We start from the raw sequence: 12,302 nt of genomic DNA on the forward strand, positions 1-12,302 counted from the left end.
GGCGCGTCGCTACGGCGCCACGTTCCAGGGCCGAGGCGCTGTGTCCTCGCCACGGCGCGGGCTATGCCGGGGCGCGGCGCCACGGCACGGTGCCACGGCGTTGCCACGGCCGTGGCAACGGCGTGGCTGCGGCCTCGCTGCGGCCTCGCTGCGGCATCGTCGGGGCGTGAGACCGCGGCGGTCGAGGGTCAAGCCTCGTCAGCTGCGGGAAGCCGCAGGACCACTCGGCCGGTGAAGCCTCCTCGCTCCGCGGCCTTGGCCGCGCGACGGCGTTCCAGGTCGTCCGGAGTGAGGCCGTGGACGGCCGCGAGGGCGTGCAGGACTTCGAGGACGTCGGCGAGTTCGTCGGGCGCGCCGGCGCTCGTGTACTCGGTCACCTCCTCGAGGAGTTTGGCGCGGAGCAGGGACGTGTACTCATGCTGTTCGGCGATCCGGGTTCGCGGGTGTCGGCCGGAGCGGACGATGACCTCCGGAATACGGTCGCGGACCAGCTTCTCCGGTGGTGTGCGGGTGCCGGGCCGGCGGTCGAGCGCCTGGATCCACTGGACCGCCACCGCGGCCGTTTGCACGAGCTCGCGGCGCAGCGCGGCCGGATCGGACTCGGCGAGGGCCTCGAAGAACTCCTCGGTGAGGATGTGCCGCCAGGCAACCTCCCCGGAAGCCGCGGCGTCCGCGCAGGCGCGTTCGGATTCCTCGGCGCGTCCGGCGAAACTCACGCCGGTGCCGTCGGGGTAGTCCTGGACGCCCCAGGTCCGGTTCTGGGCTTCGCGTTCCGCGGCGACGTCCGCGAGCACCTTCTGCAGAGACTCGTCCATGGCAGGCGACGCTAGCCGCCCGGCCGGGGCCTCGCCCGGGTTCGGTCGGGTTCGCGGCTGAGCACCTGGTGGAGAGCCGGTGGCAACTCGTCCCAAAGCCAGTCGTTCAGGGTGCCGGGGAAGCCCGCCGGTTGTTCGATCACCACGCGCCCGTGAGCCGCTTCGGTCAGCCGCACGGGGACGGGGGCGCCGTCCCACATCGGTTCGCGGTTGCCCCAGAAGTCGGCGAAGTCGGCACCGGTCAGGGACGGCTCGGAACCGACCGTGTGACGGCCCGGATGCCTGCCGAGGGGGAGCAACCGCTGTGCCGTCGTCCGCAGGACGTTGAGCGCGGCCACATCGTGCGTGCAGGCGGCCCCGTTGATCTCGAGTTCGGGAATCCCGAAACGGCGCAGGCCGCGCGACCGGAGGTGAACGCAGGTGCAGTCTTCGCCGGCCTCGGGGGCGGCTTCGCAACGTCCTCCGTTCCGGTAGGGCGGGAGGGACGCGCCGAGCCACCCGTCGGCGAGGACGAAGTCGCCGGGGCGCGAGGCGGGCAGGATCTGGTTCGTGTCGACGTCGACCGGGATCCCGCAGACCTCTTCGGCGATCGCCAGGGCCGCCGCCCTGGCGACATGGAGCGCCCCCGGGAGATCGTCGACCGGCGTGACGGACGTGACGCCGATGTACCTGCCCGCTCGCGCGATCGCCTCGGCGTCGGCCGCGTCGGCACCGGAGGGGTGTTCCGGATTCCATGGTGCGGAGGCCGCCGGATGCACGCTGATCATGAGAGCGGGGGTGCCGAGGCGGTCCGCGGCCGCCGTAGCGGACGGTCCGGGCAGAGCCCGGCGGATGACGGCGCCGATGTCCGCAGGGACCCGGTCGGCGGCGACGACGAAACGTGCGCTCGTCTCTTCGGGAACGGTGATCGTGACTGGCATCGCTGCCTCCTCGTGCGGTCGGCCGGTGTGAAGACCAGCCTCGGCGCGAACCGGAGGGCAGATGCCTAGAACGAGATTCTGTGGAAAAGTCGGACGGCGGTGGCGGGACTCATCCGTCCACCGCCGTCCGGAGCGCGCCTCAGCGAGCGGAAACGTCCACGTAGTGACGCTCGCTCGGGCCGACGTAGACCTGGCGCGGACGGCCGATCTTGGTCGCGGGGTCGTCGAGCATCTCGCGCCACTGGGCGATCCAGCCGGGCAGGCGGCCGAGCGCGAACAGGACCGTGAAGGCGTTGGTGGGGAAGCCCATCGCCTTGTAGATGACGCCGGTGTAGAAGTCGACGTTCGGGTAGAGCTTGCGCTCGACGAAGTAGTCGTCGCTCAGCGCGACCTCCTCGAGGCGCATGGCGAGGTCCAGCAGCGGGTCCGACTGGCCGAGCGCGTCGAGGACCTTGCTCGTGGCCTTCTTGACCACCGCTGCGCGCGGGTCGTAGTTGCGGTAGACGCGGTGCCCGAAGCCCATCAGTTTGACGCCGGGTTCCTTGTCCTTGACGCGCCGGACGAACGAGTCGATGTCGTCGCCGTCCTGGTGGATCTGCTCCAGCATCTCCAGGACCGCCTGGTTTGCGCCCCCGTGCAGCGGGCCGAAGAGGGCGTCGACACCCGCGGATACCGACGAGAACAGGTTGGCCTGGCTGGAGCCGACGAGCCGCACGGTGGAGGTGGAGCAGTTCTGCTCGTGGTCGGCGTGCAGGATGAACAGCATGTCCAGCACCCGGACGATCTCCGGGTCGACCTCGTAGGGCTGCGTGGGCAGCCCGAACGTCATGCGCAGGAAGTTCTCGACGTACCCGAGGCTGTTGTCCGGGTACAGGAGCGGCTGGCCGTTGGAGGTCTTGTACGCGTACGCCGCGATGGTCGGGAGCTTGGCGATCAGCCGGATGCTGGACTGGTCGACCTGCTGCGGGTCGAAGGGGTCGAGGCTGTCCTGGTAGAAGGTCGACAGCGCGCTCACGGCGGACGAGAGCACCGCCATCGGGTGGGCGCGCCGCGGGAAGGCCGAGAAGAACGCGCGGAACTTCTCGTCGAGCAGGGTGTGGTTGCGGACGCTGTCGGTGAACGCGGCGAGCTGGTCGCCGGACGGCAGCTCACCGTAGATCAGCAGGTAGGCGACTTCGAGGAAGGAGGACTTCTCGGCAAGCTCCTCGATCGGGTAGCCCCGGTAGCGCAGGATGCCGGCCTCACCGTCGATATAGGTGATCGCAGATGTGGTGGACGCGGTGTTGGTGAAACCGGGATCAAGGGTGACGTGGCCCGTGTCCTTGAGCAGGGTGTTCACCCCCAGTCCGGAGGGGCCCTCGGTCGCCTCGGTCACCTCGAGGGGCATCCGGCCGCCCGCGTGGTTGAGCTCGAAATCCGACATACTCGCTCGCTCCCAACTGCGTCCACACCTGCGTAGACGTTCCGCTCTTCATCGTATCCAGGTGATCACATCGGCCAATCCGGGCCCGGCGTGTTGACGGACGCGCCCCCGGGTGCTCACGTGGGGTCCATGAGCGACCGCGACGCGGCCGGACTGGTCGCACGCGCCCGCCGGGAGGTCGAGGCCGGTGCGGGGGGCAACCGCTTCCTCGATCTCCTCGAAGCGGGTGACTTGCCCCGAGAACGCCTGGTCTGGATGGCCGTCGAGGAGTATCGCATCGTGCGGAGTGATCAGCGTAGTTTCGCCCTCCTGGCGGCACGCTATCCGGATCCGCCCTCCGGTGACCTTTTCCTGGAGCTCGCACAGGGGGAGGGGCGGGCGCTGAACCTGCTGGACGGCTTCGCCGCGGCGCTCGGCGAAAGTGAGAAGAATCTCAATGCCCGGGACCCGCTGCCGTTCGCGCAGGCGTACCCGGCCCACCTGGCGCAGCGGGCCGCGTTCGGCACGGCCACCGAGGTGGCCCTGGCCATGCTGGTCAACCTGGAGGAGTGGGGCGGGTACTGCGCGCGCACGGCCCACGCCCTGCGCGGCCGCTACGGTTTCCCGGAGGAGGCGGTCGCCTTCTTCTCCTTCTTCGCCGAGCCCCCACCCGGCTTCGGCGAGCGCGCCCTGGCCGTTGTGGCGGCCGGGCTCGACGCGGGCGACGACCCTGTCGAGGCGGTCCGCTGCGCGCGGCTCACGCACGCCTACGAGACGGCCTTCTGGGAGGCGCTCGCCGCAGGGCTCTGACGTCCTACGGGGACGGCTCCCGCAACGTGGGGAGTTCGGCGGTGACCTCCGGAAGCGTCCGTTCGTGCGCGCCGATGAGCTCCTCGACGCCCGTGGGCAGCCACGCGACGCCGTAGTGCGCGTCGAGGAGGGTGGAGAACGCGGTGAGGACCTGGTCCGGTGACGGGCGGTCCTCCGGGATCCTGCTGAGACAGCGCGACATCACTCCGCGCATCGGGTCGGGCAGCCTACTGAGGTCGGGCACGCCGTGCACGACACGCGCGCGAACCTTATGGCCGGCCCCGAAGGGGGCCGAGCCCGTCGCCGCGAAGACGAGCGTCGACCCCAGCGCGAACACGTCGCTGCGCGGCGTCACGGGCTCGCCGAGCGCCTGCTCGGGGGACATGTAGGCCGGTGTCCCGAGGATCTCCGTACGGGAGAGCGGGACGGCCCCCAGCGGACGCGCGATGCCGAAGTCGATCACGCGGGGGCCGTCCGAGGCCAGCAGCACGTTCGACGGTTTGAGGTCGCGATGCACGATCCCCGTGTCGTGAATCGCGATCAACGCCTCCGCCAGACCCGCACCGAGCCTGCACGCGGCCTGCTCCGGCAGGGGACCTTTCTCCCCGACCGCCTTCGCGAGGCTCACCCCGCGGATGTACTGGGTGGCCAGCCAAGGCCGGTCCGCATCGGGGTCGGCGTCGACGACGGGCGCCGTATAGAAGCCGCTGACCGACCGCGCCAGCGTCACCTCCCGCCGGAACCGCGCGCGCCACTTCGGGTCGTCCAGCAGTTCCTCCCGGATGACCTTCACGGCGACCGCCCGCCCGCTCGGCGACGTCGCGAGGAACACCTCGCCCATCCCGCCCGCGCCGAGCCGTGCCGCGACACGGTAGGGGCCGATCAACTGCGGGGGCTCTGGCTGCATCGACACGAATCCGATCTTGGTGGGCGCGCTTCATCGTGCCATGAATCGGGTGCCGTCCCGCTCACGCGCGGGTCAGGTCCAGGGGAGCGCGCTCCGGTCGGCCCAATAGCGCTCCGGGGGGACGCTCAGGCGCGCGAGCACCCGGAGCTCCCGTTCGTCCAGCGAGACGCCCGTGGCCCGCAGGTTGGCCTCGAGCTGTGCGGGGCTGACGGCGCCGATCAGGACGGTGTCCGCCCACGGGCGGCTCAGCGCCGCCGCGATGGCGAGGGCGTCCGGCTCCACGCGGTTCTCGAAGGCGATCGTCCGTGCCGCCATGGGCGGTCTCAGTGCCAGCTTCCCGTTCGCCATCACCTCTTTGAGGATCACGTGCACCCCCTCCGCATGGGCTTCTCGCAGTGCGTCCTCCGCCGAAGTCTCCAGAATGTTCCACGTCGACTGGACCGTGCTGAACAGCCGCTGCCCGGACACTTCCAGGGCCATGGCACGGCGAATGGTCTCGCTCTGTTCCGGCCCGGACGTGGAGAACCCCACGCGAACCCCGTCGGAGGCGACCTCCGCGATGGCGCCCTGCAGCCGGGTGTCCTTGAAGAGATTGCTGTCCATGGTGAGCGAATGCACCTGGTAGACGGACAGATGCTCCCCGAGCAGGGCCTGGGTCTCCGCGTATTGGGAGCGGTACCGCCCCAGGCTGTGCTCCTTGAGTTCGTGCACCGGCGCTTCGATGTCCCAGGCCCCGACGTAGGAGTAGCCCCATTTGCTCGACACGCTCACGTTTGCTGGAGCCCGGTCCTCGAGCCACCCGCCGAGGAACTCCTCCGCCCTGCCGTACGACCTGGCCGCGTCCATCCAGCGGATGCCCGCCGCGTACGCCGCGTCCAGGAGATCCCAGGTCGCCCGGCGCAGATCGTCCACGCCCCGGTGCAGCGGCAGTTCCTCCGCCCTTCCCACATTGATGTACGCCGGTCGGCCCACCGCCGCCAGCCCGATTCCCAGCCGCCTCATCAAGTTCATGCCCATACCTTTGCACGCTCTGGGGGCTTCCCAAGTCGCTAGTTCGGAGTAGCCCAATGAAATGCCCGTCAATACCCGAAATGAGAGAAACGTTCCGCGAAGTTATCCACAGGGGGCGTTTTTTGGGGCGGGCGACGTACTCGCGCGCGACGCTGGAATCCGACAGCAGCTCCGTTCGAAAGGCCCGCCATGCCCGCCCATTACGGCACCCACCAGTTCGCCCGGTATCTCGGAATCGCCCGCTGGCAGATGCGCGTCGGACGGGAGCACGGCGTCCTGCCGGACCCCGACCTGGACGGTGAACGCTGGTCGTCCGGGCTCGCCGAGCAGTGCAGGGACCACGGTGAGCGGCTCACCGCCGCCTTCGGTGAGGATCCGCCGGTCGGTTCCACCCGGGCCGCCGCCCGGCTCGCCGCCCGCGTCCGCCTGGACGTGGACCGCCGCGACATCGAGGTCCTGGCCGCTCGCGGCGACCTCAACGTCATCAGCAGCTTCCGCGGCCACCCCGTGTACCTTCTCCGCGATCTCGACGCACTGGATCCCGAGGCCGTCCGCGAGGTCGTCGCGGCGCGGAAGGGCCCCCTTCTCGACAGCGTCGACGCCGGCGGCGCCGCGACGATCCTCGACTGGCCCCGGAAGACTTTCGACCGGATCGCCGAGGAACTCCGCCTCCCACGGGACCGGCTGGGCCGTTTCGGTCTCCGTGACGTTCAGGCGCTGGCCGACGATGAGGAACTCACGCGCCGGATCATCGCCGAGAAGCGGGATCTCGCATTGGCGAGGTCCCGCAGGGCGGAGGCCCGTATCGAGGAAGCCGCCCGGGCATGGCTGGCTCGTTGCGGCGCCTACCTCGATTGCGGCGTCGACCATCCCCCGGACACGGCCGTCCTTCGCCGGGCACTTCGCGCGCTCCGGAACGTCAGAGCCGACGCCGACGCGATCTTTCTCGACCCCTGAGCGGAGATCCGCACCGTTTCCGGCCCGCCTCAGCCACCGTCGCCGATGGCGTACGCGTTCGCGACCCGCACGGTCCGAACCGGGTGCGCCCGATGGTGGCGGGGCGGGCGCATACCCGACCGTGCAGGGAGCAGATTCCGGCCGGGAGTGTGTTCGGGTTCCCGGCCGAGCAGCATCCGGCGTCGTCCGGGGTCGGAGATGCTCGCCGGAGGGGTCCCTGACCGACCGGACGGCCTTCGATATCCGCAGGGCCGGTTGGCCAGAGCGGAGGCCGACATTGCCAGGGACCGAACATCGGGACATGAGAGAGGAGAACGGCTGATCTTCCTATCCCCGCCGCGCGGGCCGGCCCCCGCGTTGATCCGTGCGACCGCCCGGAGCGGTGCGCTGAGCCCGGCGCGCCCGGCACCATCGCCTTATCCCTGCCGCGGGCCGGCCCCCGCGTTGATCTGTGCGACCGCCCGGAGCGGTGCGCTGTGGCCGGTGCGCCCGGCACCATCGCCTTATCCCTGCCGCGGGCCGGCCCCCGCGTTGATCTGTGCGACCGCCCGGAGCGGTGCGCTGTGGCCGGTGCGCCCGGCCGCCATCGCCTTGCACACCGCGCGGGACCAGATCGTCCACGTCGACGGCGTCGTCACCGGTGCCGCCATCGACCTGCAGCGCCGCTGCCGCGCGCGGCAGCGGCTCGAACGGCCGCAGCCGCAGGGTGGCCACGCGGCGCTTGTACTCGGTCTCCCATACGCCCCGCGCGAACCCGTCCCACAGGAACACGGCGCGGACGCGCAGGTTCTTCGTTGGCCGGGCGCATCGGTCTCTTCTAGGTGCGGCGGGCGGTCGAGCGGCGCGGGGGGCGCTTGTGGGACGGAGGGGGTTCGGCGGCGGCGTCGAGGAGGCTGCGGGCCCGCGTTCTGGACATCGTCGGCAGGCGGTCGGGGAGGCCGGGCGCGTCCGCCGGGGGGACGGTGACGACGCCAGCGGCGGTGACGGTCGCGCGGTCGCCGGTCCAGGGACCCATCAGGATCGCCGACACCGCGCCCCGATGGCGGGTCATCAACGCGTGGATGCGGTCGATCTCGCCCGCGCAGTCGGCGATGAGGAGAAGCCTGGGAAGGGGGCCTTTCCCGGCGTTCCGGCGGATGGCCAGCTCGGTCTCGAGGTAGGCCAGGGCGGCGTCGAGGTTCCCCGGGATGAAGAGTTCCGTGATGTCGTCGTCGAGGAACTCGTCCTCGTCGACGCCGAACATTCTGGTGACGTCCGGACGGGGGATCACGACCAGAGAGGGACTGCTCGTGCCGAGCGCGGCGAGGGCCATGACACGGGCCGTGGCGAGGGCGCCCGGGCCGGCGAGTCCCACGGCGTCGATGGCGTACGGGTCGAGGGGCGGCTTGCAGCGGATCACTGCGCGGGGAGACGGCGCGGGCGGCCGGTGTGCGGCGGCGCGGCGCCGCAGCGGGTAGCAGATCGCCGCGATGACCGGGAGCAGCAGGAGCAGGAGCAGGACCGTCTCCATCGAGGTGGGGCCGCCGTCGGATCGGGCTGCCTGTCCGGGCGGCCGGTCGGGGGATCGCTTCTCGCCGGTCGCGGCCTCGTGCCGGGGCTCGTGCCGGGGCTCGTGCCGGGGCTCGTGCCGGGGCTCGAGGCGGGGCTCGAGGCGGCCGGACCCGTCGTGGGGCGGGCCGTCCGTGCGGTCGGTCGGGGCGCTGCGGCTGCGCACGAGGACGCCGGCGGGGAGCCGTGGGCCGAGAGCACGGCGTTCGTCCGGCTGCTCGTCGAGAGAGGTGGGCACGCCCCGGTCGCAGACGGCGGAAAGCTGCCGGCGTGGTCGCGGTTCGGCGGCGGTGGCCGCTTCCGCGGTCGTAAGGAGGCCGATGGCAATGACGCTCGCCGCCGCCGTGCAGCCCAGCGCACCGCAGGCGGAGCGACACAAGCCGGCGAGTCTGAGATCTGGCACGAAACGGTTCATGTTCGCCCCGGGGGATCGCCTTGGTCACCGTCGGGGTCCGATCGTAGCCAGATTGACTACGGAGCGTTGACTTTCGGTCACTTCATGGATGTCGGGGTGAAGATCTTTTTTCACTTCTACGGTGCGCTGCCTGGTGATTTCGCGCGATTTGCGCACCCTCGGCAAGTGGCCGTGCGGTGCTCCCACGGTGCAGTGGGAGCCACACATGTCCAACCGCCGGGTGACGCGCCCGCCGGGGTCAGGCGACCGCTGGGAGGTGCCCTGGAGAGTCGATCACGTCATAGAGCCCCAGGGGGATCTGGTCGCCCCACAGCCAGTCGTTGACGGTGCCGCCGAACTCCTCGGGCGGGTCGACGGTCAGCAGGCGTGCGGTGAGCGGACCGAGACGGATCCGGAACGGGCTGGGAGGCGTGAGGTGGACGCGGTGGCCGGAGCCCCAGAAGTCGCCGAAGTCGGCCTCGGTGAGGTGGACGTCGCGGTCGATGGTGCGGGACCGGTCGGCCGGGCCGGTGGCGAGCCAGGACCAGTGGTCGGTCACCAGCCGCCGGGCGGCGCTGCGCAGGACGTTCAGCGCCGCGAGGTCGTGCGGGCAGGCGACTCCGTCGATCTGGAGCTCGGGGAGCCCGAACCGGCGCAGGCCGCGGGTGCGGAGGCGGACGCACGAGCAGCCGTTGACGCCCTCGGGGTCGTGTTCGGGGTCGGGCGCGGTGCATCGGCCGTCGGCGCGGAAGGGCGGCAGGACGTCGCCGAGCCAGCGGTCCGCGAGGACGAACCGGGGCCGTTCGCCACCGGGCGCGAGGATGTGGCCGGTGACCAGGTCGGCGGCGATCCCGCCGACGGCGTCCGCGAGGGCGCGGGCGGCGGCGCGGGCGACCTGCGACGCGCGGGGCTGGTCGGTGATCGGTGCGGTGGCCGTGACGACCGCGAACTCCGCGGCGTCGTGGAAGGCCCGTTCCTCCCGCCGCTCCTCGGGACGGGCGGCCCGGACGCGCAGCGGGTTCCAGCGCATCGAGGCCGGCTCGTCCCGGGAGAGCTCGAGCTGGGGCGTGCCGAGGCGCCCGGCGATGTGCGCGTCGTAAGGACCGGACGGTGCGCGCGGAAGGAGGTTCGCGAGGTCGTGCGGGACGCGGTCGGCGGCGACGGCGAACCGGGACGTGGTGGTCGCGGGGACGGGGAACGTGATGGCGCTCATGCGGGCTCCTTCTAGAGACGGATACGGCCAGCATCGGGCGCCGTCACGCTCCGGTGCACCAGAAACGCGTTCTGTGGATAACCGGGGTCGGGATCAGGTCACGACACGCCGTTCACCACGGAAAAGACCAGCTTCGGCCGAATTCGTGGCGATTCGTGCGGCATCGCGGGCGTAATTGGGGGGAATGTGTACGTTGGGTAGATCAACACTGCTGTGAGCTGCGGGGACGGACCCGCGGCCCAGCCGTCGAACAGGAGGTTCCCGTGACCCGAACTCTGTCGAGGGGCACCCGAGTCACCGGTGCCGAACGCACGCAGCTCGCCAAGGAGCTCGCTCCGCGGTACGCGGCCGGCGAGAGCATCCGGGACCTGGCGGCCGAGACGGGCCGGTCGTACGGGTTCATCTACAACGTCCTGAAGGAGGCGGGAGTCCCGCTGCGCGGCCGCGGCGGGAACACCCGGCGCAAGAAGGGCTGAACCGCTCCCGTTCCGTGAACCCATCCCGACCAGCAGAGGCGAGCACATGAACGGACGTCCCCCTCGCCCCCCGGGGGGACCCCGTGCGCAGCGGGGCCGCGCCCCGTACGAGCAGACCCTAGGTACGGCGACGCGCCCCGGTGACCTCGGACCGGCCGTTCAGGCTGGCGAGGTCGGCGGCCGCCCGCCCGGCCGCCCAGCCCTCGAGATTGGACACCGAACCCGCCCGTCCCCTGGCCAGATTCGGGAACATCGTCTCGACGGCCCGGTCGACGTCTCCGTCGCGCGCGGCCAGCACGGGCAGTGGATCCCTCCCGCCGGCGCCCGCGGCCGCCCGTTCGGCGGCGGCCCGTTCCGCGACCGCGCCGGCCGCGTCCCGCAGCCGTTCGCCGATCCGCGCCGCGTAGGCGTTGAGGAAGGCGTGCCGGAACGACCGCGTCCGTGAGCGTCCGCCCGAGTCCCGCCGCGGACCCGCGTGCACCATCGCCGACGTCGCCTGCACCAGCAGGGACGTGAACAGCATCTCGACCGCCGCGAGATCGGCGGGAAAGCCCAGGACCGTGGAGAACCCGAGTTCGCGGTGCCAGACGGCCCTGCAGTGATTGGCGTCCGCCACGACCGTGAGCAGGACGGCCTTGGGGGCGTCGTACGGACTGTCCACGGGGATGCGGCACCCCGCGGGCCCGCCCGCGTCCTCCGAGTCCGCGTCCAGCAGCGCGCGGTCGATGCTGTGGCGGGCGATGAGTTCCTGAGCGCGCGCGCTGAGCGCCTCGGCCTCTTCGGGGAACTCCGTCGACTCCGCCTTCGCGAGGAGGGCCCGAACCCTGCCGAGCATCCGCTGGTCGACGTCGCGTGGGCGGTGCCGCGGGACCTTGCCCGGCGCGGTCCCGGGCGGCGGCCCGAGCCGCGCGAGCCGGGGCAGTCCCTCCAGGAGATGGACGAGCTCGGCGGTGCAGGCCACGAAGGTCGTCCGGCCGACGTCCTCGCGCGCGCACCAGGCGTCCGCGTAGCCCGCGTCGTCACCCCACCAGATCCGGGCGCCGAGTCCGGCGAGCTGCTCCTGCCAGCGGTCGTCCACGGTGGCGGCGGAGTAGGCGCGCATCTCGGCCGCGACGGCGTCCGTCGCGAGCCGCGCGTGCCGGGCGGTCCGCCTGCGGGCCGTGTAGCGGACGACGTCGGCGGGCTGCCAACCGCGCTCCCAGGCGGTGCCGACGGCCCGGTGCAGCCGCTCGGCCAGGCAGCGGTCGACGGCGCGCGTCCATTCGGGGCCGCCCGCGCGGGCGAGGACGGACGTGCGTGCCCGGAAGGCGCCGGCGTCGCCGTGCGACAGCGCGGCCAGGGCGGCGGCGGTCAGCTCTCCGGCCTCCGCCGGATCCGGCGCGGTCCCGCCGTGCCGTGGCGGTCGCCACGCCTCGCGCACCCGGCACTCCCGTCTCGTGAGGTCTTCCGAGGAACAGGAGGCATACTGCCACGGTCCGGCGGCGGCCGCGGCGGGACGCCGCGGAGCGGTCAGCGGTCGGTGGCCGGGTGCGGGTCCCGCATCTCTTCGATCACGACGCTCTGGTAGGAGCGGGACGTGTCGGGGGCGTAGCTCAGCCGGGCGAGGGCCTTGCCGGCGTTGTCCCGGATCTCGAAGTGGTAGTGCTCGCGGGTGTCACCGATGTGCGCGACGGCCTGGTCGTGCCGGAGCCGGCACATGGTGTCGACCTTCTCCAGCGCCACCTCCAGGGTCCCCGCGTCGCTGATGAGCCGGGCGGGCTCGTTCGTCTCCCAGATCTCGAACATGGTCGCGTCCTGTCGGCGGTGTGGCGGAAGGAACGGGCGGGACATTCCAGACGTCGGAGACAGC

At 71.8% G+C, this 12,302-nt stretch carries 13 protein-coding genes; 3 read left to right on the forward strand and 10 right to left on the reverse strand.

Features of this window, described 5'->3' with window-relative positions:
- Positions 1-188: 188 nt before the first annotated feature.
- The 3 genes from F7P10_RS44920 to F7P10_RS39550 all read right to left on the reverse strand — a co-directional run bounded on the left by F7P10_RS44920 (position 189) and on the right by F7P10_RS39550 (position 3,158).
- Positions 189-815, reverse strand: a complete 627-nt coding sequence (locus F7P10_RS44920) for a nucleoside triphosphate pyrophosphohydrolase (protein WP_254716253.1) — start codon at positions 813-815, stop codon at positions 189-191.
- An 11-nt stretch (positions 816-826) separates the two neighbouring features.
- Entirely contained in the window at positions 827-1,735 is a 909-nt protein-coding gene (locus F7P10_RS39545; RefSeq protein WP_151017113.1) for a hypothetical protein, read from the reverse strand.
- A 139-nt stretch (positions 1,736-1,874) separates the two neighbouring features.
- On the reverse strand, positions 1,875-3,158 hold the full coding sequence (locus F7P10_RS39550; RefSeq protein ID WP_151017114.1) for a citrate synthase: 1,284 nt from the start codon (positions 3,156-3,158) through the stop codon (positions 1,875-1,877).
- A gap of 129 nt (positions 3,159-3,287) precedes the next feature.
- Between F7P10_RS39550 and F7P10_RS39555 the strand changes: the two genes are divergently transcribed.
- Positions 3,288-3,947: a transcriptional regulator gene (locus tag F7P10_RS39555; RefSeq protein WP_151017115.1), complete on the forward strand. Its 660-nt coding sequence runs from the start codon at positions 3,288-3,290 to the stop codon at positions 3,945-3,947.
- Positions 3,948-3,951: 4 nt separating this feature from the next.
- On the opposite strand, the gene F7P10_RS39560 is transcribed toward F7P10_RS39555, so the two are convergent.
- Together F7P10_RS39560 and F7P10_RS39565 are read right to left on the reverse strand one after the other, a co-directional pair.
- Positions 3,952-4,854: a serine/threonine-protein kinase gene (locus F7P10_RS39560; RefSeq protein ID WP_151018602.1), complete on the reverse strand. Its 903-nt coding sequence runs from the start codon at positions 4,852-4,854 to the stop codon at positions 3,952-3,954.
- Between the two features lie 72 nt (positions 4,855-4,926).
- Positions 4,927-5,865: an aldo/keto reductase gene (locus tag F7P10_RS39565; RefSeq protein WP_151017116.1), complete on the reverse strand. Its 939-nt coding sequence runs from the start codon at positions 5,863-5,865 to the stop codon at positions 4,927-4,929.
- Between the two features lie 189 nt (positions 5,866-6,054).
- On the opposite strand from F7P10_RS39565, the gene F7P10_RS39570 reads away from it, so the two are divergent.
- Complete coding sequence (locus F7P10_RS39570; protein WP_151017117.1) at positions 6,055-6,822, forward strand: hypothetical protein; 768 nt, start codon at positions 6,055-6,057, stop codon at positions 6,820-6,822.
- A 327-nt stretch (positions 6,823-7,149) separates the two neighbouring features.
- Here the strand turns inward: F7P10_RS39570 and F7P10_RS45620 are convergent, their stop codons facing one another.
- From F7P10_RS45620 to F7P10_RS39580, 3 genes are all read right to left on the reverse strand, one after another.
- On the reverse strand, positions 7,150-7,593 hold the full coding sequence (locus F7P10_RS45620; RefSeq protein ID WP_368077440.1) for a hypothetical protein: 444 nt from the start codon (positions 7,591-7,593) through the stop codon (positions 7,150-7,152).
- Between the two features lie 46 nt (positions 7,594-7,639).
- Positions 7,640-8,608 (reverse strand): hypothetical protein, encoded by a 969-nt coding sequence (locus F7P10_RS39575; RefSeq protein WP_151017118.1) that lies wholly within the window; start codon positions 8,606-8,608, stop codon positions 7,640-7,642.
- Between the two features lie 415 nt (positions 8,609-9,023).
- Positions 9,024-9,977: a hypothetical protein gene (locus F7P10_RS39580; protein ID WP_151017119.1), complete on the reverse strand. Its 954-nt coding sequence runs from the start codon at positions 9,975-9,977 to the stop codon at positions 9,024-9,026.
- Between the two features lie 263 nt (positions 9,978-10,240).
- On the opposite strand from F7P10_RS39580, the gene F7P10_RS39585 reads away from it, so the two are divergent.
- Complete coding sequence (locus tag F7P10_RS39585) at positions 10,241-10,453, forward strand: helix-turn-helix domain-containing protein (RefSeq protein ID WP_026402102.1); 213 nt, start codon at positions 10,241-10,243, stop codon at positions 10,451-10,453.
- A gap of 118 nt (positions 10,454-10,571) precedes the next feature.
- On the opposite strand, the gene F7P10_RS39590 is transcribed toward F7P10_RS39585, so the two are convergent.
- Together F7P10_RS39590 and F7P10_RS39595 are read right to left on the reverse strand one after the other, a co-directional pair.
- Positions 10,572-11,873, reverse strand: a complete 1,302-nt coding sequence (locus tag F7P10_RS39590) for a DUF2786 domain-containing protein (RefSeq protein WP_151017120.1) — start codon at positions 11,871-11,873, stop codon at positions 10,572-10,574.
- Between the two features lie 89 nt (positions 11,874-11,962).
- Positions 11,963-12,238, reverse strand: coding sequence for a hypothetical protein (locus F7P10_RS39595; protein ID WP_151017121.1), 276 nt, complete (start codon positions 12,236-12,238; stop codon positions 11,963-11,965).
- Positions 12,239-12,302 lie beyond the last annotated feature (64 nt).

This window comes from Actinomadura sp. WMMB 499 (assembly GCF_008824145.1).
GTDB lineage: Bacteria > Actinomycetota > Actinomycetes > Streptosporangiales > Streptosporangiaceae > Spirillospora.